Annotated in this window: 21 protein-coding genes; 8 read left to right on the top strand and 13 right to left on the bottom strand. The window is 37.3% G+C overall.

The window, feature by feature from the left end; translation table 11 throughout:
• Window positions 1–77: 77 nt before the first annotated feature.
• A complete protein-coding gene (locus tag AC3IS5_RS03095; RefSeq protein ID WP_489426517.1) occupies window positions 78–1826 on the bottom strand; it encodes an ABC transporter ATP-binding protein in 1749 nt (582 codons plus the stop codon).
• Window positions 1826–3565, bottom strand: a complete 1740-nt coding sequence (locus AC3IS5_RS03090; protein WP_489426516.1) for an ABC transporter ATP-binding protein — start codon at window positions 3563–3565, stop codon at window positions 1826–1828. The genes AC3IS5_RS03095 and AC3IS5_RS03090 overlap by 1 nt, the downstream gene beginning before the upstream one ends.
• A 595-nt stretch (window positions 3566–4160) precedes the next feature.
• On the opposite strand from AC3IS5_RS03090, the gene AC3IS5_RS03085 reads away from it, so the two are divergent.
• The 3 genes from AC3IS5_RS03085 (at window position 4161) to rsgA (ending at window position 8257) form a co-directional block, all read left to right on the top strand.
• On the top strand, window positions 4161–5510 hold the full coding sequence (locus AC3IS5_RS03085; protein ID WP_489426515.1) for a hemolysin family protein: 1350 nt from the start codon (window positions 4161–4163) through the stop codon (window positions 5508–5510).
• 87 nt (window positions 5511–5597) lie between these two features.
• Window positions 5598–6494: a cation diffusion facilitator family transporter gene (locus AC3IS5_RS03080; RefSeq protein WP_489426514.1), complete on the top strand. Its 897-nt coding sequence runs from the start codon at window positions 5598–5600 to the stop codon at window positions 6492–6494.
• A gap of 680 nt (window positions 6495–7174) precedes the next feature.
• Window positions 7175–8257, top strand: a complete 1083-nt coding sequence (gene rsgA, locus AC3IS5_RS03075; RefSeq protein WP_489426513.1) for a ribosome small subunit-dependent GTPase A — start codon at window positions 7175–7177, stop codon at window positions 8255–8257.
• A gap of 50 nt (window positions 8258–8307) precedes the next feature.
• Here rsgA and AC3IS5_RS03070 read toward each other — a convergent pair whose 3' ends face one another.
• Together AC3IS5_RS03070 and AC3IS5_RS03065 are read right to left on the bottom strand one after the other, a co-directional pair.
• Window positions 8308–8958, bottom strand: coding sequence for a response regulator transcription factor (locus AC3IS5_RS03070; protein ID WP_193737463.1), 651 nt, complete (start codon window positions 8956–8958; stop codon window positions 8308–8310).
• Window positions 8959–8969: 11 nt separating this feature from the next.
• Complete coding sequence (locus tag AC3IS5_RS03065) at window positions 8970–10085, bottom strand: GAF domain-containing sensor histidine kinase (RefSeq protein WP_489426512.1); 1116 nt, start codon at window positions 10083–10085, stop codon at window positions 8970–8972.
• A gap of 799 nt (window positions 10086–10884) precedes the next feature.
• Here AC3IS5_RS03065 and AC3IS5_RS03060 point away from each other — a divergent pair.
• From AC3IS5_RS03060 to AC3IS5_RS03050, 3 genes are all read left to right on the top strand, one after another.
• On the top strand, window positions 10885–11310 hold the full coding sequence (locus tag AC3IS5_RS03060) for a disulfide oxidoreductase (protein ID WP_489426511.1): 426 nt from the start codon (window positions 10885–10887) through the stop codon (window positions 11308–11310).
• Window positions 11311–11784: a thioredoxin family protein gene (locus tag AC3IS5_RS03055; protein WP_489426510.1), complete on the top strand. Its 474-nt coding sequence runs from the start codon at window positions 11311–11313 to the stop codon at window positions 11782–11784.
• A 63-nt stretch (window positions 11785–11847) separates the two neighbouring features.
• Window positions 11848–12693, top strand: coding sequence for an RluA family pseudouridine synthase (locus tag AC3IS5_RS03050; RefSeq protein WP_038189057.1), 846 nt, complete (start codon window positions 11848–11850; stop codon window positions 12691–12693).
• Between the two features lie 472 nt (window positions 12694–13165).
• On the opposite strand, the gene AC3IS5_RS03045 is transcribed toward AC3IS5_RS03050, so the two are convergent.
• On the bottom strand, window positions 13166–13954 hold the full coding sequence (locus AC3IS5_RS03045) for an aldo/keto reductase (protein ID WP_489427808.1): 789 nt from the start codon (window positions 13952–13954) through the stop codon (window positions 13166–13168).
• 240 nt (window positions 13955–14194) lie between these two features.
• Here AC3IS5_RS03045 and AC3IS5_RS03040 point away from each other — a divergent pair, with 240 nt between their 5' ends.
• Window positions 14195–15493 (top strand): NCS2 family permease, encoded by a 1299-nt coding sequence (locus AC3IS5_RS03040; protein WP_489426509.1) that lies wholly within the window; start codon window positions 14195–14197, stop codon window positions 15491–15493.
• A gap of 47 nt (window positions 15494–15540) precedes the next feature.
• On the opposite strand, the gene AC3IS5_RS03035 is transcribed toward AC3IS5_RS03040, so the two are convergent.
• The 3 genes from AC3IS5_RS03035 to queG all read right to left on the bottom strand — a co-directional run bounded on the left by AC3IS5_RS03035 (window position 15541) and on the right by queG (window position 17679).
• Window positions 15541–15717, bottom strand: coding sequence for a hypothetical protein (locus AC3IS5_RS03035; RefSeq protein ID WP_489426508.1), 177 nt, complete (start codon window positions 15715–15717; stop codon window positions 15541–15543).
• Window positions 15718–16054: 337 nt separating this feature from the next.
• Entirely contained in the window at window positions 16055–16528 is a 474-nt protein-coding gene (gene trmL, locus AC3IS5_RS03030; RefSeq protein ID WP_038189061.1) for a tRNA (uridine(34)/cytosine(34)/5-carboxymethylaminomethyluridine(34)-2'-O)-methyltransferase TrmL, read from the bottom strand.
• A gap of 14 nt (window positions 16529–16542) precedes the next feature.
• On the bottom strand, window positions 16543–17679 hold the full coding sequence (queG, locus tag AC3IS5_RS03025; protein WP_489426507.1) for a tRNA epoxyqueuosine(34) reductase QueG: 1137 nt from the start codon (window positions 17677–17679) through the stop codon (window positions 16543–16545).
• A 62-nt stretch (window positions 17680–17741) separates the two neighbouring features.
• On the opposite strand from queG, the gene AC3IS5_RS03020 reads away from it, so the two are divergent.
• Window positions 17742–18431 carry a B3/B4 domain-containing protein gene (locus tag AC3IS5_RS03020; protein ID WP_489427807.1) on the top strand — a complete coding sequence of 230 codons (690 nt, stop codon included), beginning with the start codon at window positions 17742–17744 and terminating at the stop codon, window positions 18429–18431.
• Window positions 18432–18527: 96 nt separating this feature from the next.
• Here the strand turns inward: AC3IS5_RS03020 and AC3IS5_RS03015 are convergent, their stop codons facing one another.
• From AC3IS5_RS03015 to AC3IS5_RS02995, 5 genes are all read right to left on the bottom strand, one after another.
• Window positions 18528–19532 (bottom strand): ABC transporter ATP-binding protein, encoded by a 1005-nt coding sequence (locus tag AC3IS5_RS03015; RefSeq protein ID WP_489426506.1) that lies wholly within the window; start codon window positions 19530–19532, stop codon window positions 18528–18530.
• Window positions 19529–20458 (bottom strand): C40 family peptidase, encoded by a 930-nt coding sequence (locus tag AC3IS5_RS03010; RefSeq protein WP_489426505.1) that lies wholly within the window; start codon window positions 20456–20458, stop codon window positions 19529–19531. Before AC3IS5_RS03010 ends, AC3IS5_RS03015 begins: the two co-directional genes overlap by 4 nt.
• Complete coding sequence (locus AC3IS5_RS03005; RefSeq protein ID WP_489426504.1) at window positions 20442–21548, bottom strand: dipeptide epimerase; 1107 nt, start codon at window positions 21546–21548, stop codon at window positions 20442–20444. The genes AC3IS5_RS03010 and AC3IS5_RS03005 overlap by 17 nt, the downstream gene beginning before the upstream one ends.
• 18 nt (window positions 21549–21566) lie before the next feature.
• The gene (locus AC3IS5_RS03000) at window positions 21567–22490 is read right to left on the bottom strand and encodes a S66 peptidase family protein (protein WP_489426503.1); all 924 of its coding nucleotides are present in this window, start codon (window positions 22488–22490) and stop codon (window positions 21567–21569) included.
• 101 nt (window positions 22491–22591) lie between these two features.
• Window positions 22592–24217, bottom strand: coding sequence for a peptide ABC transporter substrate-binding protein (locus AC3IS5_RS02995; RefSeq protein WP_489426502.1), 1626 nt, complete (start codon window positions 24215–24217; stop codon window positions 22592–22594).
• Window positions 24218–24227: the final 10 nt, after the last annotated feature.

Genomic DNA, 24227 nt, shown 5'->3' with positions numbered 1-24227 from the left:
TCATCACCACTATAATGAACTGATTTTCCCATTAAAAGAGACCCTTCAATTGCTAGAGCAATTGAAGGATCTTCATATTAACTAATATTTTTTTCACCTGATTGCAGTTTATACATTTGTTCATAACGCCCACCTTGATTCAGTAGCTCATCATGAGTACCCTGTTCTACAATTTCACCACGGTCTAATACTAAAATACGATCTGCATTCTTAATAGTAGAAAGTCTATGTGCGATGATAAATGTCGTACGTCCTTTTTTCAATACATCCATTGCATGCTGAATGATTTCCTCAGTTTCCGTATCTATATTGGAAGTCGCTTCATCAAGGATTAATATCGCCGGGTCAAAGGCAAGCGCTCTGGCGAATGAAATTAACTGACGTTGTCCGGAAGATAATGTACTTCCTTTCTCAATCACAGGTTCATCTAAACCCTTCGGTAAATTTTTTAAGACGCGTTCACCACCAACTGCATCCAATGCTTTCTGTACTGTGTCACGCGTAATTCTAGGATCTCCTAAACTAACATTCGATTCAATCGTACCCGTAAATAGATACGGATCTTGCAATACAATTCCCATATGCTCTCGAATGGTTTGACGTGAATGCTCTTTAATATTGATACCGTCAATTGTAATCGCACCTTTTGAAACGTCATAAAAACTGAAAAGTAAATTCATGATAGAACTTTTCCCAGAGCCCGTATGACCAACAAGCGCGACTGTCTCTCCTTGCTTCGCTTCAAAATCAATATCCTTCAGCACATATTCTTGCTCCTTATAAGCAAACCATACATGCTCGAAGCGAACATTTCCTTTATATCGTGGTATGCGTTTATCGACTACAGGCTCCCCTGGTTGATCTAATAATTCAAAGACACGCTCAGCTGCAACGTTCGCTCTTTCTAAGCGAGCCAATTGATTGACAATACCAGTTACAGGATTAAATAAACGTGTAATATAATCAACAAAAGCGTAGAGCATACCGACTGAAATAGCAGCTGCACCATTCATTTCAGCACTGCCAAAATACCAGATAAAAAGGACAAATGTAAGCGAACGAATAACGCCTACTAAATTGTGAGATGTAGCTGCATCTAATATAAGCAGCTTATTTTGATAACGATAATGCTCTTCATTGAGTGCCGCAAATTCATCTTCAATTTGTTTTTCGCGACTAAAAGCTTGAATGATAGTCATCCCATTAATCGATTCGTTGATCATACCGTTCATATCAGATACTTTTCCTCGTACGATATGATTGTACTTAGAAGCATATTTCCGATACACAACCGTCCAAATAATCAAAATTGGAATAACAAATAATGCGATTAATGTCATCTTCCAATCAAGGAAGAATAACGCGATATAAATCCCGAAGATCGTCATAAAGCTCGCTGCAAACTGTGAGACAACCGTTACATATAAATCACGAATAGCTTCCGTATCATTTGTAACACGCGCAACCACTTTTCCAGCAGGCAAATTATCGAAATAACGAATCGGCAATGTTTGGATATGTTCATAGACTTCATTGCGCATTTTTTGAATTATACGATTTGCACCCATTTGAAGTAAAAGATACTGACCGTATCTAAAAATAGCGGCAACAACTGCTAATCCGAAGAATACAGCCAATAAAATTGCAATCGGCTGAAAATCAATACCTGCGACTTCTGCTTTCGCAATATGATCATCAATAATTTTCTTTGCTACTAATGGTCCCGCTAAGTCTGCGGCAACTGCAACAGCTAATAATAACAGGCCTGAAATTAGTAGCTTTTTGTACATTAAAGCATATTGAAATAATCGTTTACCAGTACCCATTATTTCACCCCCTCAACTTGCTGGCGGTCATGCTGTTCTTTGTACCAGCCCTCTTCTTCAAGCAATGTTTGATGTGTACCTTCTTCAACGATACGACCATCCTCTAATACAATGACCCAATCCGCATGTTGAATTGCCGATAAGCGGTGTGTCACAATTATGGTCGTTTTGTCACTTCTAGCTGTTTGGATATTTTGAATAATTGTTGCTTCTGTTTTAGCATCCACCGCTGACAAGGAATCATCTAATATTAATATTTCTGGATCACGAATTAATGCACGGGCAATTGAAATACGCTGCTTTTGCCCTCCCGATAATGAAACTCCTTTTTCTCCAACTAATGTTTGCAAACCAAGTGGTAGCATTTCTAAATCACGCTCGAAGTTTGCTAAACGGATTGCTTCTTGTAATTCGTCCTCTGTCGCATCTGATTTACCAAACAAAATATTCTCTTTCACTGTTCTAGAAAATAGTACGTGGTCTTGAGGTACATAACCAATCCAGTTACGAACCTGTTCTTTTGTTTGATCATGAATAGGACTATTTGAGACAAATAGATCACCTTCACCGTTTGGATATTCACGTAATAGCTGTTTAACGACCGTCGTCTTTCCACTACCTGTTTTCCCAACAATCCCTAGCGTTTGGCCCTTTTTCAAAGAAACTTCAAGGTTTGCAAGGTTAATAGAAGATGATTGTGGATATTGGAATGTCACATCTTTGAAAACAATAGACTCTGGATTTTGAATGATTGTTGGCATTTTTGGATCAACAACATCTTCTTTTTCGTCTAATGTTTCCTGTACACGATCAAGTGATGCATTCCCACGTTGCATAACATTGATGAGTTCTCCAATCGCAAACATTGGCCATACGATCATCCCTAGATACACATTAAATGTAACTAGCTCACCTAAAGTCATTTCTTGCTTAGACACTAAATAAGCACCAAAACCAAGACCAATCATATAGCTAAGACCAGTTAATATCTTTGTAATTGGATTAAATAATGCATCGATTTTCTCGACATGCATATTTTTTTTGTAAACGTCTTCTGTCATTTCACTAAATTGCTGCTCTGTAGCACGTTCTTGAACGTATGCACGAACAACACGCACACCCTCTACAGCTTCAAGTACGCTATCATTCATTTCACCAAATACTTCTTGAGCTTTCATGTAGCGCTCATGAATTCTCTTACCAAGAATTTGCATAACGATTGCTAATATCGGTAATGGTAATATTGCCGCTATCGTTAGCTTCCACGAAACTAGGAATCCCATTGTTAGTAATATTGTTAATAAATATAATGTCGAATCAATTAACGTCATAATACCAAAACCAGCTGTTTCAGAGACAGCACGTAAATCATTTGTCGCTCTCGCCATCAAATCTCCTGTACGATTTCGTTCATAAAAAGGCGGAGACATTTTCAAAAACTTTGTCATGAGCTTTGATCTCAGTTTACGTTCAATTACATTTGCTCCACCAAATAATTGATATTGCCATATAAAGTTAACTACATACGACAACACCAAAATAACTAGCATTGCAGCAATATAAAACATAAGAGAATGACTTGTTAATGTTTCTGAATGGATTGCATCAATCGATTGACCAATAATCCACGGTGGCGTCACTTCAATTACATTAGCCACTAGTAACAATGCGATAGCTATTGTGTAACGCTTTCGATTTTCTTTAAAAAACCATTTTAATTTAAATAAGACCTCAAACATTTATTATTCCTACTTTCCTATTCTATTTTTACACTAACCGTCTTCAATCGAATCCTTGTTAAATTTCTTTTTCCGCTTTTGAATAAACATATTCAGCTCTCCTTTTTTAATTTTGCACTCGTAATTTACTTAAAAAGGCAACAAAAAAGCGTACACCCCTTTCAGAGCATACGCTTTTGAAAAAAGATACAGGTATCTACACCCATACCAATTAGTTATAAAAGTTAAATTACAGAATTAATCGCTGAATAGGTAGGTGTGGATTCATTATTTAATTGTCTAAATAAACTTCTTAACTTTTTCATAATCCATACCTCCTTTTCCATAAATTATTTAGTGCCTCTCAATATTAGCACTCCGAATTTTGAATTGTCAATACTTTTAGAATAAATTGGATAATTTAATTATATTCTTACTTTTGACGATATTTCTTACTTCAATAAACAATTATTATTAATAGTCAAATAAAATCATGTAGATGATTTGTTTTTTCACCTTAGTTGTCATATCATTGTATTACTTAACTATTTTTTATATCACAGGAGGTGTACACTTTGTTCTCTCCCCTCATTTGGGTCTGGAACAAAGGAAGTCTTTGGACATAGCCATACGGTTGACAGCATTTGCTGTCTTGATCGCATGTTCGGCATTTTTCGTAGCAACTGAATTTTCTATCGTTAAAGTCAGAACAACTCGAATTGATCAGCTTATAGCTGAGGGTAACAAAAAAGCATTGAAAGCAAAAAAAGTAGTATCTAATTTGGATGAATATTTATCCGCTTGTCAGTTGGGAATTACGATTACTTCTTTAGGACTTGGTTGGCTCGGTGAAGAGACAGTATCGATCTTATTGAGACCGATATTTGATTTGTTCGCACTTGAAGGAAGTGTGACATCTGTTCTATCCTTCGTGTTGTCATTCTCCATCGTGACATTTGTTCACGTTGTAGTTGGTGAATTAGCACCGAAAACACTAGCCATTCAGAAGGCAGAATCTGTAGCATTAGCAACAGCAGGTCCTTTAATTACGTTCCACACCATCATGTATCCATTTATTAAAGCATTAAACTTCTCTGCTCGTTCATTGTCATCACTTTTCGGTTTAAAGGATGTTTCTGAATCAGAAGTGGCAATGACAGAAGAAGAATTGCGTATGATTTTATCGGATAGTTTGAAAAGCGGTGAAATAAATCAGTCTGAATATAAATATGTGAATAGCATTTTTGAATTCGACGATCGTATTGCCAAAGAAATTATGGTACCTCGTACAGAAATCATTGGTATTGAAAAAGAAATGACTCTTAAAGAAGTTTTCGAAGTGATGGGTGTTGAGCAGTATACACGATACCCTATTATTGATGGAGACAAAGACCATATTATAGGTCTCGTCAATATGAAGCATCTTTTAACTGCTTACATTAAAGACCCAACTAATGGTTCAAAATCAGTAACGGAATATATGCAACCGATCATTCGCGTCATCGAAACAATCCCAGTCAGTGACTTATTGTTGAAAATTCAACGAGAACGTATTCATATGGCCATTTTAATGGATGAATACGGTGGTACATCTGGACTTGTAACAATCGAAGATATTATCGAGGAAATTGTCGGTGATATTCGAGACGAGTTTGATGCAGACGAGATTCCCGAAGTTCGTAAAGTAGATGAGAACCATTTTATCTTTGATGCCAAAATGTTAATTGAAAACGTAAATGATTTCCTTAAAATTGACATCAATGAAGATGATATCGATACTATCGGCGGTTGGTTTATGACCAAAAACTTCGATGCCGTTAAAGGCGAAGCAATTATTGAACAAGGCTATGAATTTATCGTAAAAGAAGTAGAAGGTCATCATATCTTATACTTAGAAGTTATTAAGTTACCAGATGAATCTAACAATGAATCACTAGAAGATGCAAACTCATCTTCTGAAGAATAATTATGAAAATTTAACAAGAAACGACGCACACTAATATTAGTGTGCGTCGTTTTGTATTGCTCAGAAATTTTGCAGGGGGGAAACATTGTGGATTTATACACAAATTTAAGACAAGGGGAAAGAGGCGCTTGGCTAAGCATTGCCACTTATCTCATACTCAGCACCGTAAAGCTTATAATTGGTTTTATAGGTGCATCTACTGCATTAAAGGCTGATGGTTTAAATAATACAACAGATATTATCGCTTCTGTTGCAGTTCTGATTGGATTACGTATTTCACAAAAGCCACCAGATGGAGATCACCACTATGGACATTTAAGAGCTGAAACGGTTGCTTCCCTTATAGCATCATTCATTATGGCAGTAGTTGGACTACAAGTGTTATTCAATTCAGGCAAAAGTTTTATCGATAACAACCACTCATCCCCTTCCCTGCTAACAGCTGTTGTCGCTATTATTAGTGGTATTATTATGTACGGTGTTTATCGTTACAATTTAAAGTTATCTGAACGCACTAAAAGTTCAGCGGTAAAAGCTGCTGCTCTTGATAATCGTTCAGATGCACTTGTCAGTTTTGGTACTGCAATTGGTATTTTAGGCGCTATTGTTGGTTTTCCGATAATTGATTCCATTACCGCCATTATCGTTGGTATTATCATAATTAAAACAGCCTACGAAATATTTTTTGAAGCTGTTCATACATTAACTGACGGCTTTGACGAAGAAGAGGTTGAAACGTTATCTACTCTTGTCCGTAATGTAGATGGTGTTATTCATCTCATAGATTTTAAAGGACGTAATCATGGAAATATGGTGTTTGTAGATTTAACAGTCACTGTTAATCCTGAACTAAATGTTTGGAAAAGTCATCAAATTACCGAAGATATTGAAAATACAATTCGTCTAGCAAAACCATTGACAGTAGTACTTGTGCATATTGAACCAGATGGCTTAGTACATGAACATAATACTGGTTTAATGTAATTTTTTTGATAATAATTGAATATTTATGTTGACTTTATTTTTCCGTTTTGTTAATCTAAAAACAACTTTAAGGAAAGCAGGTGAGGTTTTATGACAAATTTAATGAGCATTGCATCAACGCAAATCGGTTTGTTACAAAATACTCGCCATCCGTATGCTTTTTAAGGATACTTTCTTTTATTGTGCGTGTATAAACTGTAGCTGCCGATTTGCAGCTACAGTTTTTTTTATCTTAAATGCTGAAGGCGCTCGTTTAGCGGCGAGGTCGTTGGAAGGCGGATACCAAAGTCGCTCTTTGACTTTGAGTGCCCGACTGAAACGACCCGAGCCGTTAGCGCCTGAAGCTGGATATCTAATTTTAATGCTGAACACGCCCGTTTAGCTACGACTGGCACTGGAGGGCTCGAACACAAGACGCTTTTTGTCTTGTGACGAGAGACCGAAGTGACCCAAGTAGCTGGCGTGTGAAGCTGGATATCTAGATTAAATGCTGAAGGCGCTCGTTTAGCGGCGAGGTCGTTGGAAGGCGGATACCAAAGTCGCTCTTTGACTTTGAGTGCCCGACTGAAACGACCCGAGCTGTTAGCGCCTGAAGCTGGATATCTTAATGTGCTAAGGACCCTTTCAAAAAAAGTCGCCTCAGCTCAATATCTCTACACACACAATAGGAGGATTTACAAATGACAAAATTACAAGATTTCGGCTGGAATACAACTTGGGAAGAAAAATATAAAATTGCCCAAGCTTCAAATAAATTAGCAAAAACAATTCCCGGACGCGTATTGCTAGAGCATAAGCACTCCTACCGTGTTATCACGGAACAAGGCGAATGGCTTTCTAGTCCATCAGGCAGCTTCCAACATACTGCTTTTGAACGTCGCGACTTCCCTGCAGTCGGTGATTGGGTATTAGTTGAACAGATGCCTGGTGAAGAAAAAGCGATTATTCATGCCGTATTACCGCGTACCTCTCTGTTCTCTCGTAAAGTCGCTGGATTAACTACTGCTGAACAATTAATCGCAGTCAATGTTGACATCGTTTTTTTAATCATGAGTTTGAACTTAGATTTTAATCTTCGACGATTAGAGCGCTATTTAATCGCCGCTTGGGATTCAGGTGCCACACCAATCATCGTATTGACGAAAAAAGATCTATGTGAAGATGTCACACCTTTTATTCAGGAAGCAGAATCTGTTGCATTTGGTGTGCCCATTTATACAGTAAGTAGTTTTACTGGTGAAGGCATTAACGAGCTTCAACAATTATTAGTTGATGGTAAGACAGCTGCACTTTTAGGATCATCTGGTGTTGGTAAATCATCTTTAACCAATGCACTATGTGGCACTGAAGTAATGTTCGTCCAAGAAGTTCGTGAGGATGATGATAAAGGTCGCCATACAACAACACATAGAGAATTATTCAAGATTCCAGGTGGTGGATTATTAATTGATACCCCGGGAATGCGGGAATTCCAGTTATGGGATCAAGGTGAAAGCTTAGATAGCAGTTTTAAAGATATAGAAGAACTTTCATCTCAGTGCCGCTTTAGAGATTGTGAGCACAAGCGTGAACCTGGATGCGCAGTACAAAATGCAATTCATGAGGGTACACTAACAAACGAACGATACAATAGCTATATAAAGTTAAAGCGCGAATTGGCTTATATTGAAAGAAAAACTAACGCTCAAGCACAAATTGCTGAACGCAATAAATGGAAACAGGTTTCAAAAACCTTACGCCAAAAACCACTGAAAAAACGTTAAAAAAAGCTGTCCTATCAGTCATTTCGATGACTAAGGGACAGCTTTTTCTTTTATTGTTGCTCACTCGGTTCAGTTAACCCATGTTTAACAGCATAAAGTGCAGCTTGTGTACGATCTTGTACTTCTAATTTTGAAAAAATATTCGAAATATGCGTCTTCACAGTTTTTTCTGTAACAAAAAGTGAGGATGCAATTTCTCTATTGCTCTTACCTTTTGTTAGTTCAGCTAGAACATCACGTTCTCGAGGTGTTAAAGTATGTTTCATATGTGGCAAATCTTCTTGCATCTCTCGACTTTTAATAAGTTGAGTTGTCGCTTGTGGATGCAATGTATTTTCTCCTGCCATTATTCTGCGGATTGATGTCACCAATTCATCTGGTTCGATATCCTTCAACTGATAACCTGCAGCTCCTGCTTCAATTGCAGGAATGACATGGTCACTATCCGAAAAACTTGTCAGCATTAGTACCTGCGTGTCAGGAAATTTTGCTTTAATTCGTTTTGTAGCTTGGATACCATCTAATTCAGGCATAACTAAATCCATTAAAACGATATCCGGCTTTAATTCCGACGTTAACGCTACTGCTTCCTTACCATTTTGAGCTTCACCAATAACTTCTATGTCCTTTTGCGTTTTCAAGAAAAACAATAATCCTCTTCTTACAACATGGTGATCGTCTGCGATTAATACTCTAATCATCGAAATCCCCCTTAATATGGTAGACGGATTAAAATTTCCGTTCCTCTTCCAATATTACTCACCCAATCAACCTTACCGCCAAGAGCTTTTGCACGATCTCGCATGCTTTGCAGACCGATTGATGGTAATTTCACAAGAGAGTCAACTTGAAATCCTCTACCTTCATCTTTAATAACTAATAACACATCTGTCTGTGTAATAATGACGAAAATTTCTGCATCCTTAACACCAGAATGCTTACGTACGTTATTTAGTGCTTCTTGTGTAATACGAAATAACGTTTCTTCCACACGAGAAGGCAATTGTAAAACACCTGATACATTCACAGATAGATTTAGACCTAACATTTCGGCATAACCTTTAATCGCCTCCATTAAGCCACTTTCTAAACCTTTAGGGCGTAATTGCCAAATTAAAGCACGCATTTCTGTTAAGGCTTCTTGTGTTAAATTCTGAATTTCCTTAAACGTTTCCTTCATTTCTGGTTGCTCAGCCATTTCAATTCCAGCACGAGATGTTAACGTAACAGAGAATAATAATTGATTCACTGAATCATGCAAATCTCTCGCTAATCGGTTTCTCTCTTCAACTAGTGCCATTTGCTGTTCTTGTTTTGTTAGTAAAATCCGTTTTATTGCGGATCCCATTTGGAAGGCAACTGATTCTAAAAGAGCTAGTTCGTCATCAGAAAAACTGACGGTATTTGGACTAGCTACATTTAATAGCCCAAAACGCTCTTGTCCAGATTGCAAGGGCACTGTGGCATGATGGGTAATTCCCCCATCTCCCTCTAGTTCAGCAGCATTGGCGCTTTCAATGCGCTGACATTCAATAATATTCGAAGCTTTTTTTAATTCATTATTTCGATAACGTGATACACACCAACAACCACCCTTTTCCAAAAAGTGACAGTTATTATACTTTAAAGCTTGTGGCAAATTTTCATGCGCTATGAGCTCATGTCTACCTTTTTTATTAATAAAAAATACCCAACCTGTTTCAAAATTCGTACCTGCTAAAAACTTTCTAAGAGCACCTTGCAACATTGCTTGAATTTCAGTTTCTTCATTTAGAAGTTCGGCAATTTCCTTGAGTAAACTAATGTTCGAATGATCATTTTGCTGCATGTAATTGCCTCCTTCCTTTTTCCAGCTATAAATATATTGTACCTACTATGATACCACTGCCTGTCATACATTCGCATGAAATAGCTCTCATTCTTTTGACTGAGAAAATAAAAAAACCACCATTTCTACTCATAAAATAAAGTGGTGAAAACTTATTATTCTTTTGAATATTTTAAACGATATATGATGTAGTTCTTTTAAATAAGCGACACTAGCATCTTCTTTTTAGCGACGTAACATATCTAAATCGATATCACTAATGAACACTTAACCGGATAATGATAATTGTCCCGTCCTTTATTGATGGGTTTCCAATTAAATTGACGAGTCACACCTTTTCGTGCATCATTAAGGAGTTGTACTATTTTTATATGGTGAAATTAGAATCGACTATAACCTCATTTCAGTATAAATTATAGTCAACTGGATTATCATTATTAATATAACCATTATCACTGTCTGAAGTTCCTCATTTTAATTACGGCTAAATTTTAGGTTGGAACAATAGCTCATTATGTTTACCTCTAATTCCAAAACGTTTTAACGTTAGGAAAATTGGCGAAGTTAGTATTTAGTTATTCATGCTAGGAGATGATTCTTTTTGAATTGCTCTTTAAATGTGGTCATACTGAACCATCTGTAGCATGATCATGCTTTGCTCAAGCATTGAAATATCGCCTTCACAAGATCGCCTTATTTGTATAATAGAGAAGTTTTTATCCAGGATATTATATTTTACATATATATGCATTCCCTCTATAATTCAAAGGGAAATACTCTAATACTAGGAGATATTTGTATGTCAAAAAAAGTTGAGAATAGTTTACTATTCATCTGGATTGTCTCATTGGTCGCAATGCTAGGCTCCCTATTTTTTTCAGAAATTCAACAATACGAACCTTGTAAGCTTTGTTGGTATCAACGTATTTTAATGTACCCGATTGTCATCATTACAACTGTAGCTTATATCCAAAAAAATGCACGTATTGCTGTAACTTTAGCTGTTTTCTCTATAATCGGTGGCTGTATTTCCATCTACCATTATGGTATTCAAAAATTCGAATTTTTATCTAGCTCTGCAATAACATGTGGTCGTGTACCTTGTACAGGACAATACATCAACTGGTTTGGCTTCATCACCATCCCATTCCTTGCATTAACAGCATTCGTCTTAATCGCAGGAGCAAGCTTTTACATGTTAAAAGCATCTAAGGAGGAAAAATAATTGAAAAAGCTACTCATCATTGCTGGTGTAATTGTTGTCATATTTGGACTAATCATCGTCTTAAACAACCAAGGAAATGAAGCAAAATTAAAAGATAATCCTTACGGCACTAACGATTTAAATCAATCTACAATCGATCTACTTAGTGATAAAAACTATCAAAACATCATTACACCGACAGAACTTGAGAAAAAGCTATCTAAAGGCGACCCAACAGTGGTATACTTCTTCAGTCCAGAGTGTGAATTCTGTAAAATTGCAACACCTAAATTAATGACAGTAGCAAAAAAATTAGGTGTACACATTGATCAAGTAAATGTACTTGAATACAAAGATATGTGGGACAAATACAACCTTCAAGGAACACCAACACTTTCTTACTTTAAAGATGGTGAAAAGGTTCAAGGTATGGAAGGCGACGCAGACGAAGCTACTTTCGAAGCATTCCTAAAACAAACTGATCTCGTGAAATAATACAACTAGAAAGGATTATGTTGTACAACCAACATAATCCTTCTTTTTAATGGAGGAATAATAATGAAACAATCTTGGACATTCACTATTCTACAAGATAACCAAACTATCGAAGAACTACTACGTGAACAATGGAAGCTAGGCAAAAAAACTGTACACGAATTACGTATGACAAAAGCTATCTCAGATACAAACGGCGAACTTCTACAATGGAAAGACCCTCGTCCAAAAGGTATGGAAATTGTCATAACTATGGATGTACCAGAATCTTCATATGAAGCAACTCGTGAATGCGAAGTTAAAGTGGTTTATGAAGACCCACATTGCTTAATCGTTTCTAAACCAAAAGGTATGGCTACACATCCAAATGACGTTTGGGATCGCTTTACTTGTATGAATCATGTTATGAAATATATACAAGAACAAGGTGGAGTATACGCAGAGCATGTGCATCGACTAGACCAAGGTACAGCTGGACTTTTACTTGTTGCAAAACACCCAATCGCAAAATCCATTTTCGACCGCTTACTAGAAGAGAAGAAAATCCTTCGCGTATATGAAGCAGAAGTTCAAGGTCATATGAAAGAGCGCAAAGGTACAATCCGCGAAGCCATTGCTAAAGACCGCCACCACGGTACCCGCCGTCGCGTTGCACCCGAAGGTCAAATGGCTATTACAAACTTTGAAGTTGTACGTCATCTGCAATATTCAACAATTGTCAATCTTGTATTAGAAACAGGACGTACACATCAAATTCGTGTACACCTTTCACATATCGGTCACCCAATTGTCGGAGATACTTTATATGATGCAAGAGAAACAGCATCTGGCGATTATTCTCTACACGCTAGAAAACTCCAATTTACTCATCCATTCACAGATAAGAAAATGGAGATTATTGATCAATAAATATTAACAAGGTATCTTCGAGCAGTTTATTGCTTGGAGGTACTTTTTTTATTGGGAGAGTTTGGGGTGAGATTGGTGTTAGTCGCTTTGGAATTTGGCGCTTCTCACTCCGGCTTTAGCGCTACTCGCTCTGGCTTTAGCGCTTCTCACTCCCTCTTTGGCGCTACTTGCTCTGGCTTTAGCGCTTCTCACTCCCTCTTTGGCGCTACTCGCTCCGGCTTTAGCGCTTCTCACTGGCTTTAGCGCTACTCGCTCCCTCTTTGGCGCTTCTCACTCCAGCTTTAGCGCTACTCGCTCTAGCTTTGATCCAACTCAAGCAATAAAATAAAAAAACGCAAGAAGAAAACACAACATTTTCTTCTCGCGTTTTTTTATTCTTCTAGTCCATTTCCTAAAACGTACCTCTTTAGAATTTATACTAAATATACGATTCAAGCGTTACCACGTTACAATTTGGCGAAAGCCTTCAACATTAAAATTTAAAACTAAAGTTATCCGGATCTGCGCCTGTTCTTTCGTCTTTGTTTAGTGCGCTAATTAGTTGCATGTCTTCGTTTGTAAGTTCGAAATCGAATACTTGAGCGTTTGCTTTTATACGACTTGGTGTTACTGATTTTGGAATAACAATATTACCCAGCTGTAAATGCCAACGAATTACTACTTGTGCTGCAGATTTTCCGTATTTTTGGCCAATACTAGTGATAGTTGAATCATCTACGATTTTACCTCTAGCTAACGGTGACCATGCTGTAACAGCGATGTCATTTGCTGTACAGAAGTCTCGTACTTCTACTTGGGTTAAGTAAGGGTGTACTTCGATTTGGTTGACCATTGGTTTGACATTCGCTGTAGCAAAGATTGCTTCTAGATGGTGAATTTGATGGTTAGAAACACCTGTTGCGCGAAGAAGTTTTTCATCATATAAGCGTTCAATCGCACGATATGTGTCTTTGTATTTATCAGGAACTGCCCAGTGAGTTAAATATAAATCTAAGTAATCCATATCTAATTTCTTTAATGAAGTTTCAAAAGCACGTAGAGTTTCATCATAGCCCTGATCTGTGTTCCAAACTTTTGATGTAATGAATAAATCTTCACGTTTCACGTCAGAAGCTTTGACTGCTTCCCCCACCTCTACTTCATTGTTATATAGTGAAGCTGTGTCAATTGCAATATACCCTGTATCAATTGCAGTGGTCATCGCTTGAATCGCTTCTTCACGATCAGTCATTTTGTACACGCCAAGTCCAAAACGTGGCATTTCCACGCCGTTATGTAGTGTTTTTGTAGATGTAATATTTAACACATCGCACAACTCCTTCTAATTGATTAATTTCATTATACAAATGTAATCAAATTATTTCGAGAATAATGACTTTTGGGGAAACAGTTGATTTCTCATATAGAAATCATTAATATATTCATGTTGTTTTTCAAATATGCACGAATATTGTATTTCATGGAATAAAAATTATTCATCTTCAAGAAAGAGGGTATTAAAATGTTTCGTTTAAAAGAAAATGGAACGAATGTTAAGACTGAACTTATAGCAGGAATAACTACATTCTTTACTATGATATACATTGTTGTTGTGAATCCAAGTATGTTATCTGCTTCTGGGGTTCCACTTGATCAAGTTTTCATAGCGACAATTATTGCTATCGTTATAGGTACTTTATGGATGTCGCTATTTGCGAACTATCCACTCGTTATCGGGCCAAGTATTGGGTTAAATGCATATTTTACTTATTCAATCGTTGTATCATCAGAAGGCACCATTGATTATTTAACCGGATTTGCTGCTGTTTTTGTATCAGGTATTATTTTCGTTCTATTATCACTAACACCGCTACGTGAAAAATTGATTTTAGCCATTCCTGAAAATTTAAAACGAGCAATTGCTGCAGGTATTGGTTTATTTATTGCTTTCCTAGGCTTGCGTATGGGGAATATTATTGTCGATAGTGAAAGTAACTTAGTGATGCTAGGCGATTTAACTTCTCCCGGTGTGCTACTAACATTATTCGGTTTATTTGTTACTGTTATTTTAATGGTACGGAATGTCAGTGGTGCCCTATTTATCGGTATGTTTATTACAGGTATTGTTGCAACTTTAACAAATCAATTGCATATTGAAAAGATGGTTGCAGTTCCTCATCTTCCTGAAGGCATATTAGTCTGGAATCCGATTGAAGCAATCGGCCAGGTTATTTCTTATGGATTATATGGCGTTGTATTTTCGTTCATTTTAGTTACACTATTTGATACGACTGGTACTATGATTGGGGTTGCGAAGCAAGCGGGTTTAATGAAAGAGGGTAAATTACCACGCGCTCGCAAAGCATTGTTAGCCGATTCAGTTGCTACAACTTTTGGTGCTATGTTTGGGACAAGTCCAACTACAGCATTTATTGAATCTTCCGCTGGGGTTGCTGCTGGTGGCCGTACAGGTTTAACGAGTTTAACAGTCGCTATTCTATTCGTCGCTGCTTCATTCTTTGGACCTTTAGTTAGTGCTATTTCAGGAGTTTCTGCTATTACTTCACCAATATTAATCATCGTGGGTACGTTGATGATTGGTTCTATTAAAGAAATAGAATGGGAAAAGTTCGAAGAGGCTTTCCCTGCATTTTTAATCATTTTGATTATGCCACTTACTTCAAGTATTGCGACAGGAATTGCCTTCGGATTTATCTCTTATCCTATTTTAAAAATAGCGAAAGGCGAGGCAAAAAAAGTACATCCGTTACTTTATGTATTTGCTATTTTGTTTGCATTCCAATTAACTTTCTTATCTTAATCATACACAAAAATGCCCACTGCATATTTAGATGCAATGGGCATTTTTTAATCACGTGGATGAATTGATGGTGCTCTATCTGACTGAACGGGATCCTGTATGCGACCATCACGCTCAAGTTCCTCACCATCACGCATTTTATCCATTTGCTTGCCTAATTGTTTAAGCTCCTCCATAGAAGTTGCCATTGAGCCGTTTTCTGGTTGCTTTTCATTGTTATCCATATTATCCGCTCCTTTATCAAAAATGCATTACTTAGGAATTATTAGCACCTTTCAGTCATCCTATTCGATTAATATGCACATTGCAAATAATAAAGAACTATTTCTGCCATAATTTTATAACTGCGAATATTTCATTTTTATACAAAGTAGGCTATACTTGATAAGAACTTTTTATAACCATGAGGAGGGTACTTCCATGAAATTAATTTTAATTCTTGGTGTTTGTGTAGCATTTTTAACTGCAATCTTCACTGGTGGATATGAAGACAAACAAGGCACTTCTGAAAAGTAATCCATCGTATAAAAAAGGACAACCTACTTACAGGCTGTCTTTTTTTTATTTTAAGCCAGGGAAATTTTGTTGGCGCATTGCTTCATAGATTAAAATAGCTGCAGTATTTGAAAGATTTAATGAGCGTATATTATCACTTTGTGGAATACGCAAGCAACGATCTTGGTTTCCTTCTATTAACTCCATTGGAATTCCTGTTGTTTCCTTTCCAAAAATAAAGAAAATCTCTTCATCTTGGTTACTAAAATTAAAATCTGAATAGGCTTTATCACCATATGTTTCAATATAATAAAATGACCCACCATCATTCTTTTCAAAAAATTCATCTGCTGAATCATAATACGTAATATTTACGCTATGCCAATAATCTAATCCAGCTCTTTTTAACATTTTGTCGTCCGTTGAAAACCCTAATGGACGAATTAAATGTAAGCTTGTATTTGTACCTGCGCAAGTTCTGGCGATATTACCAGTGTTGGCTGGGATTTCAGGTTGATATAAAACGATATGCAAAGACAACTTTGACACTTCCTTTATTTTTGTGCTAAAAAAGCTAATCCTTTTTCTATTTCTATTATAACCTCAGGATCCTGTTCTTTTTGTAGTGCTACTTGTAAAATTTCTTTTGCTTCTATTACACCCATTTTACCAATAGCCCAAGCAGCTGTTCCACGAATTACTGGACGTTCGTCCTTCTGTAAAACTTCAATCAATTTTGGCATGGCAGATTCTTCTTTGAAATGAGCGAGAGCAATAATCGCATTACGCTGAATTGGCTTCTTCCCTCTCCAAGAACCAGAAATATAGCCGAATTTCGCTTTAAATTCCTTATTTGAAATCGTTAATAACGGTTCAAGCAGAGGTTTCGCAATTTCAGGATCTGGCTTAAAGGCATCGTGAAGCCAATTTAGTTTGCCTTTATTTTTTGGACAAACAGTTTGGCAAGTATCGCAGCCATAAATTCGATTACCGATTTTCGCACGAAACTCGTCGGGTAAAAACCCTTTTGTTTGCGTTAAAAATGCTACACAGCGGTTTGAGTTCAATTGACCTGCTTGTACAATAGCACCAGTAGGACATACATCTATACAAAGCGTACAATCCCCACATTGGTCAGCCATTGGTTCATCTGGCGCGAATGGGATATTCGTAATCATTTCTCCTAAATACACGTAAGATCCAAATTCCGGAGTTATGATTGAGCAGTTTTTCGCACTCCATCCAATGCCAGCTCGTTCGGCTACAGCCCTGTCAGATAACTCTCCAGTATCAACCATTGAACGCATTTTAGCTTGAGGTACTTTTTCCTGTAGAAATGCTTCAAGTAACGATAATTTTTCGCGAAGCACTGTATGATAGTCCATTCCCCATGATGCTCGGCAGAAAATACCTCTGCGCTCCCCCCGCTTTCCTTTAGGTGCATTTTCCATTCGTGATGGATAAGCAATTGCGATAGCAATAATACTCTGTGCCTCTTCTAGTAAAAGGGTTGGTTCAGTACGTTTTTCAATATCAGATTCTTCAAAGCCCGATTGAAAATTGAGTTCCTGCTGGCGACGCAATACGTTCTTTAACTCAATAAATGGTGCAGCGGATGTAAAACCAATTTTATCTATGCCAATGGTTTTTGCGTACTCAATCAGCTCTTCTTGCAAGTCGTTGACAATCACTTGGTTCTACTCCTTTCTATATGTTAAACTTGTGAAAATACAAGAAATAGGTGATGTTCATGATAAAAGTTGCATTAGATTCTACTTTATTAAACAAAGTACCAGACTTTAAAATCGGCATTATCCATTATACCAAAATTGTCGTGTCTGAATCTCCTCAAATGATTAAAGGACGTACACAGTTATATCAAGAGAACTTATTTCTAGAATTACAGGACACTCCTGTTACTGAGAGAGAGGGCATTTCTGAATGGCGTAAGCTTTGGAAATCACTTGGTGCTGACCCAAACCGATATCGTCACTCAGCTGAAAGTTTGATGCGTCGTATTGCCAAGCAAAACTACATAACGCCATTTCACTCAGCAGTAGATTTAAATAATTTCTTCTCATTACAATACGAAATGCCAGTTGGAATATATGATGTTGAAAATTTAGATGGGAATGTGACCGTATCACTTGGTAATGAGGAAACGGGCTATGAAGGATTAAACGGCCGCTCCAATTCGCTAAATAATATTATCGTCACTTCAGATGCAAAAGGACCTTTTGGTAGCCCCTTTGTTGATTCGAAAAGGACAGCTGTAACGGAGAATACGATTGAAGCACTTCAAGTATTCTATTTACGTCCATCTTTGTCTATAGAAAATAGTAATGCATTGTTAGCGGCTGCAGGCAAAATGTTCTCACAAGTGCATGGTGGCTACTTCACGACTGGTCTATTATTCAAAGATCAACAATCATTTGAAATTTAAGGAGGTTCTACAGTGGGTACTATTAGCATCACCCGATCTGCCGTTACGAAAAAAACGCGCTCTTCCTTCTTGGAGAGCGCGTTTTTTATATGTTATTTAGTGGGCAACAGTTTCAAATTGCTCCATGGCAAGTACTTCTTCATCATATAAATGGCAAGCAACATAATGCCCTTCACTTTTTTCTAACCATTTTGGTTGTAGTTGTCCACAAACTGCTTTTGCCATTGGACAGCGGGTATGGAAAACACATCCTGTTGGTGGATTGATAGGACTTGGTAATTCCCCTTCAAGAATAATACGTTCCCTTTTCTCTTCTATATCCGGATCAGGGATAGGAATAGCTGATAATAAAGCTTGTGTGTATGGATGTAGGGGCTCATTGTACAATTGTTTACTTGTTGTCAATTCTACCATTTGCCCTAAATACATAACGCCAATTCGTTTTGAAATATATTTTACCATCGATAAATCGTGTGCAATAAATAAATACGTTAAACCTTTTTCCTTTTGGAGCTTCTGCAATAGTTTTACTACTGAAGCTTGGACAGAAACATCCAAAGCTGAAATCGGTTCATCGGCAATTATAAACTTCGGTTCAAGTGCTAATGCCCTGGCAATTCCTATCCTTTGACGTTGACCACCTGAGAATTCATGAGGATAACGATTGGCATGATCACGATTCAGACCAACATCCTCTAGTAACTCATATACTCTCTCTTTTAGTTCTTCTTTTGATTTATTTAAATGATGAATTTCTATAGGTTCTGCAATTATTTCAAAGACAGTAGAACGCGGATTTAATGATGCATATGGATCTTGGAAAATCATTTGCATCTTTTTCAAGAAGTTGTTACGCTCCTTCTCTGTCATTGAATGGACATCTTGATCTTCGAATAAGACTTTGCCATCTGTACGATTATACAGCCCTAAAATTGTTCTTCCTGCTGTAGATTTGCCACAACCAGACTCGCCTACTAATCCAAACGTCTCTCCTTCCATCACGTCAAAACTTATGCCATTTACTGCTTTTAATGTGGTACCTTTGCCTAAATCAAAATGTTTTTTCAAATTTTGTACCGATAAAACCACTTTTTCTGTCATGTCGTTTTCACTCCCGGTCCATAGCGCCTAACAGCACAAATCTCTTCTTCGAATATTGTACCTGCAAGTCTTATTAGCTCAACTGATTTACCAGTTTGTGGGGAATGAAGCATTTGCCCTTCACCGTAGTAAAAACCTACATGCCTCACAGGCTTCGTACCCTTTTCATTTGCAAAGAATAATAAATCTCCAACTTGCCATTCCTCTGTATTTTCCTTTGATATAGCCACACCATATATAGCTTGGTCACCTGCATCCCTCGGAATTCGTAGACCGCAGGCCTTTGCCATATTATAAGTAAAGCCGGAGCAGTCATAACCATACGAAGACATGCCACTCCAAATGTACGGCAAATCTAGATAGTTCAGACCAAACTGCACAGCCTTATCCATCGACTGTACAATATCTCCTGTATATTTTGCTGCACTTGATTTTAATACTTTCCCTCTCCCTATAGGTGTATCAACGATATAATACTGTGCTTCGTCGCCTAATACAGGCAAAATTGTATTAAAAGTTAAGACAATTTGTGGTGTACCATCTTCAGACCATAATTGTGTTTTGTCCACATTCACAATGATACTTTCCATTGAATCTGAAAGTTGTTGTTTAGATAATTGTACTAAAGGTACCCAACCCGGATAGCCTCTTTCATCCTTATGAGTAGGTTGTAAGATGGCAATGACTTTCGCCCATTCTCCTTGAATTTCTTCTACAATTACAGGTTCTCCAAACAATAGCTGTGTTTGAACTCTATTACTATCACATAAATCTAAACGTTCTTTATAAGGGAGAGCTTCTAACCATTTGACAAGCTGTACGGGATTTTTAATAGCTGGTTGATCAATATCTCGAGCTGATTCTGGCTCCGTCCAAATAGATGCTACTGCAACAGAGCAATGCCAAATATTATGTAATGCTGTCATCTAGTTCTCCCCCTTTATAAACATCTTCAATGCCCAATCCACTACGTCCTGAGAAGGTAATTTTTCTTTCTTTATATGTTACGCCGCCCTTGATTGTTTCAAATTTCAACATTAGAGGAGCATCGAAATCATAATATTGTATATTTGGTTGACTAGCCGCAAAATGTGCTGCAGCGGTAATACCAATTTTGGTTTCTATCATACTCCCTGTCATACATTGCACCCCATAGCTTTCGGCTAGTGCATTGATTTTCAAGGCTTGATAAATTCCTCCTGCTTTCATCAATTTAATATTAATCAAATCCGCTGCTCGCATTTCTAAAATGGTTTTTGCATCATGAACTGAAAAGACACTTTCATCAGCCATTATTGGCGTTAATGTATGATCTGTTACAAATTTTAAACCATGGACATCATGTGCTAATACGGGTTGTTCAATAAATTCTATAGCTAGACCTAAGTCTTCCATTTTAGATATGGCGTATACAGCTTCCTTTGCATTCCAACCTTGATTGGCATCTAGTCGAAGTTTCGTTGTATAGCCAATTTCATCCCGAATTGCTTTTATCCTAGCGATATCTTCAGTAATTTCACCAATACCCACTTTTATTTTCAATACATGAAATCCATTAGTAATATAATTTGCTGCATCAGCCGACATTTCCTCAGGAGCATTTACACTTACTGTATAATCCGTTTCTATTTCCTTACTATGTCCACCCAAGAACTGATAAAGGGGCTGATCTGCTCGTTGTGAAATTAAATCATACAATGCCATATCTATTGCCGCTTTGGCACTTGTATTCCCCACCAAAGCAGTGTGCAGCTTTTGAAAAACCTGCTCATAAAATCGGAGATCTTGCCCGTTTAATAAGGGTGTAAATACTTTTTCTATTGCATATTGAATACTACCTAAAGTTTCACCTGTGATGACAAATGTTGGTGGTGCCTCACCCCAACCTACTCGCCCATCTTCTACTGTTACACGTACATAAATGGATTCTGCGACTGTTACTGTTCTTAACGCAGTTTTAAATGGTTTTTTTAACGGTACCGCAACTTGAAATGCCTCAATAGATTGGATAATCATGGCGTGTCACCCCTTCACTTATTGGACCCCTGGTAAAATGGTCAAGATTTTATCATTCGCATTTAAAATAGCTTCTGCACCTAAAGGTATGGCAAAATGAGGCTCACAATGCCCAATTTTAAAGCCCTTCACTACTGGTACATTTAAAGCACCTAAATAGTGAGTTAACACTTCTTCCAGCGACAATGATACTTTTCTCTTTTTCGGCTCAGTATTACTAAAATCACCTACAATAAAGCCTGCTGCATCTTGTAATTTACCAGCTTGTCGCAATTGATTTAGCATACAATCGATTCTATAAGGCTCTTCATCTACATCCTCGATTAATAGAATTTTCCCTCTCGTATCGACATCAAATTCTGTTCCTAGTCCGTTTGATAAAAGACTTAAATTACCACCTGTAATTTCTCCTTTTGCCACTCCTGCAACCATTGTTTCTAATGGTGAGTAATCCTCTGTATACTGTAACTCCATTGGTTGAAAAAGTTGTTTAAACATCTGACCTGATTTTTCTCGGAATGTAGGTCTACCAATATCAGAAGCTAACATTGGACCATGAAAGGTAATGAAATTAGAGTACTTTCCTATCGCTATATGTAGAAATGTAATATCAGAATAGCCCCAGAAGATTTTAGGATTATTAGCAAGGAGCTGAAAATCAATTTTATCTGTAAAACGTGCTGAGCCGTAACCACCACCAGCACAAATGATGCCAGCAATTGTAGGGTCTGCGAACATAGTATGTAGATCATTTAGCCGTTCTTCATCTGTCCCTGCTAAATAACCATAAATATTCTCTACAGATGCACCAAATTTATATTGCAACCCCAGCCCTTCAAGAAATGCGAGTGAGTGTTGTAGATTTTCCAGGTTTGGCGGACTTGATGGAGCTATAATCCCAATCGTGTCACCTTTTTGAAGTCTCATAGGTCTATTTTTCATCATCATTTCCTCCCTTTCTAAAATAAATCAAGGAACGTAACATATACATTCTTTCATTTATTAAAGAAAGTGCAGTGCCTATAATAGGCACCGCTACTTTTTTAATTTTTGTCTGCCCATTTCAGTTCCGTATAACCAACTGGGTGACGAACAATACCAGATACATTAGATTTCTCTAATGACACTTGGTTATAGAAATATAGTGGTACAATAGGTGCTTCGTCTATTAACACACGCTCTGCATCTTGTAGAGTTTCCCATCGTTTTGCTGCATCTGTTTCTTGTTTAGCAGATTTAATTAAGCTATCAAACTTTTTGTTTGACCATGCTGTACGGTTCATAGGAGAACCTGTGATAAAACTTTCAAGTGCATTGATTGGATCTGCATAATCATATAAGAATGATGAACGAGATGTTTGATGCTTCAATTCTTTTTGTTCAGCTAAGAATACACTAGCTTCTACGTTTTGAAGTTTTGCATCTACATCTAGCGCTTCTTTAAATTGACTTTGTAACGCTACTGCAATATTTTGGTGTTCAGGGCTTGTTGAATAAGTTAATGTCACTTTAGGAAGCTTAGTCCAGCCTTCTTCTTTCATACCTTCTTTTAATAATTTCTTTGCCTCTTCTTTATCTAAAGAAACCAAATCTCCAACTGATTCTCGGAATTCTTTACCGTCTGGACCAGTGAAGCCATATGTTACGAAACCATGCGCTGCTTTCTCACCATTTTTCGTTACATATTGCACGATATTTTCTTGGTCTACTGCTTTAGCAAAAGCTTGGCGAATTTTTTTGTTTGTAAATGGCTTTTTCTCTACATTAAATCGATAGAAGTATATGCCTGCTTGGTCTTCTACATGTAACTCTTTATCGTTCTTTAACTGTTCAGCTAGCTCAGCAGGAACACTCGATACATCTAGCTCATCTGATTTGTACATTTGATATTCAGTATTCGGATCATTCACCATTGCCCAATCAACTTTATCAAGCTTTACAGTATCTTTATCCCAATACTGATCATTCTTTTTGAATACGAATTTTACATCATGCTCCCATTCTGATAAATTGAATGGTCCATTACCGACAAATGAATCTGCTTCTGTAAACCATTTTGGATTTTCCTTAGCAACTTTCTCATTCACCGGGAAGAAGCTTGGATTAGTAATTATGCTCAAGAACGCATCAGTTGGTGCATTCAGCTTCACTTCAAATGTCTTATCATCAGTCGCTTTGATAGCTACTTCCTCCGCTTTACCTTCTCCAGTGTTATAAGCTTCAGCGCCATCGATTGAATAAGCTAAGAATGCTGCTGGCGAAGCTGTTTCTGGATCAAGCATATGTAGCCATCCAAAAACAAAATCTCCCGCCGTTACTGCATCGCCATTTGACCATTTAGCTCCATCTCGAATTGTAAAAGTATAAGTTAATCCATCATCAGAAACAGCAATCTTTTCAGCTGTTGCTTCTACAGGTTGATCTTTGTCATTAAAGCGAACTAAACCTTCCATCAAGTTATTTAATGCATTCCAAGATACTGCATTAAAACCGACAGATGGATCGAAAGAAGTTGGTTCACTACCGTTATTTAAGTAAAGTACTTTTCCCTTGGCATCTCCTCCACTATCAGCGGATGACGGTTCTTTGCCTGCATCTTTGTTTGCCGTACAAGCGGATAAAACAATTGCGAATACTGCTACGAATAAAACTGTTAACCACTTTTTCATCAATAATCCC

Source organism: Viridibacillus sp. KH_047 (assembly GCF_057838945.1).
This window is presented reverse-complemented; position numbering and strand designations above follow the sequence as displayed.

Excerpts from the sequence above, each read along its gene's own strand:
- AC3IS5_RS03095 (WP_489426517.1), bottom strand. The coding sequence starts at position 1,826 with ATGGGTACTGGTAAACGATTATTTCAATATGCTTTAATGTACAAAAAG.
- AC3IS5_RS03090 (WP_489426516.1), bottom strand. The coding sequence starts at position 3,565 with ATGTTTGAGGTCTTATTTAAATTAAAATGGTTTTTTAAAGAAAATCGA.
- rsgA (WP_489426513.1), top strand. The coding sequence starts at position 7,175 with ATGACAAAATTACAAGATTTCGGCTGGAATACAACTTGGGAAGAAAAA.
- AC3IS5_RS03070 (WP_193737463.1), bottom strand. The coding sequence starts at position 8,958 with ATGATTAGAGTATTAATCGCAGACGATCACCATGTTGTAAGAAGAGGA.
- AC3IS5_RS03065 (WP_489426512.1), bottom strand. The coding sequence starts at position 10,085 with ATGCAGCAAAATGATCATTCGAACATTAGTTTACTCAAGGAAATTGCC.
- AC3IS5_RS03060 (WP_489426511.1), top strand. The coding sequence starts at position 10,885 with ATGTCAAAAAAAGTTGAGAATAGTTTACTATTCATCTGGATTGTCTCA.
- AC3IS5_RS03050 (WP_038189057.1), top strand. The coding sequence starts at position 11,848 with ATGAAACAATCTTGGACATTCACTATTCTACAAGATAACCAAACTATC.
- AC3IS5_RS03045 (WP_489427808.1), bottom strand. The coding sequence starts at position 13,954 with ATGCCACGTTTTGGACTTGGCGTGTACAAAATGACTGATCGTGAAGAA.
- AC3IS5_RS03040 (WP_489426509.1), top strand. The coding sequence starts at position 14,195 with ATGTTTCGTTTAAAAGAAAATGGAACGAATGTTAAGACTGAACTTATA.
- AC3IS5_RS03035 (WP_489426508.1), bottom strand. The coding sequence starts at position 15,717 with ATGGATAACAATGAAAAGCAACCAGAAAACGGCTCAATGGCAACTTCT.
- AC3IS5_RS03015 (WP_489426506.1), bottom strand. The coding sequence starts at position 19,532 with ATGACAGAAAAAGTGGTTTTATCGGTACAAAATTTGAAAAAACATTTT.
- AC3IS5_RS03010 (WP_489426505.1), bottom strand. The coding sequence starts at position 20,458 with ATGACAGCATTACATAATATTTGGCATTGCTCTGTTGCAGTAGCATCT.
- AC3IS5_RS03005 (WP_489426504.1), bottom strand. The coding sequence starts at position 21,548 with ATGATTATCCAATCTATTGAGGCATTTCAAGTTGCGGTACCGTTAAAA.
- AC3IS5_RS03000 (WP_489426503.1), bottom strand. The coding sequence starts at position 22,490 with ATGAAAAATAGACCTATGAGACTTCAAAAAGGTGACACGATTGGGATT.
- AC3IS5_RS02995 (WP_489426502.1), bottom strand. The coding sequence starts at position 24,217 with ATGAAAAAGTGGTTAACAGTTTTATTCGTAGCAGTATTCGCAATTGTT.